The following is an 815-nucleotide window of genomic DNA, read 5'->3' as shown; positions in this document are numbered from 1 at the left end:
TTTACCCCAGTTCCCGCCATTTAGCGGATCATAGTTCCTTTTCACACGACGATCTCTGTCATTTCAAAGCCCAAAGGGAACTAGGATCCGCTAGATTGCTGAAAACCGTTATGAAGATGCTCATCTCTCAGGGCGGTAAAGCCGCTTTTCTTACCACAATAGAAAGTATAAGTTTTCGGTTCCCGAATTGCCGTGGCCACGATTATACGAAATGAATGGAGCTCCTAAAGGTAATAACTCAACTTTCGAAGCTTAAATTACCGAATAACTCCTTGATGTACAAGGGTAAGTCGACTATCCTAGCGCGGAAACCCATCCCAAGGCTGACTCGATCGGGCTGCCTTCTATGGCAGGCGGTCCGTTTGACCATTTATCTTCATCGGTAAATTGGACGTCGCCAGGAGTAAAGACAACAAACAAGTTGGTTCCGTCGAAAAACTCTAACAGTCAAACCTCCATTTCAAATTAATTTAAAATATTAATGTATATTCGTTTAACCTATCATTTCGGTAACTTAAAAACCCCATCCGAATTTTCGGATGGGGTAAAGCCTTTTAACTCAAACTTCGCAGCTTGAAATGGGCAAGTAAGCCTTAAGATAACTGGGCAAACCGGCGATCCATTGTTGGAGTTGACTTTTAATCAATTTTGAGAGCTTTTTACTTGCCTGTGTGGCTACTTCATTGATTAAATCAACGAGTTGTTGCAAGGCGACCACCCAGTCCATGGTGCTAACCTCATCGCACAACAAATAAAACAAACCGCCAAGTGAACGCTGATCTGTGCTTTGCCGATGCTGCCACGCAAGCAGGATG

The 815-nt window shown here is 43.6% G+C and carries 1 pseudogene; it reads right to left on the bottom strand.

Annotated elements, in window-relative coordinates:
- Positions 1–559: 559 nt before the first annotated feature.
- Positions 560–815 (bottom strand): annotated as a pseudogene (locus tag IEY34_RS36285) (IS4 family transposase); the annotation flags it as partial.

The sequence above is a fragment of the Paenibacillus marchantiophytorum genome (assembly GCF_014640555.1).
Taxonomy (GTDB): domain Bacteria; phylum Bacillota; class Bacilli; order Paenibacillales; family NBRC-103111; genus Paenibacillus_E; species Paenibacillus_E marchantiophytorum.
Note: the sequence above shows the minus strand (reverse complement) of the source record. Positions and strands in the feature narration are given on the sequence as shown.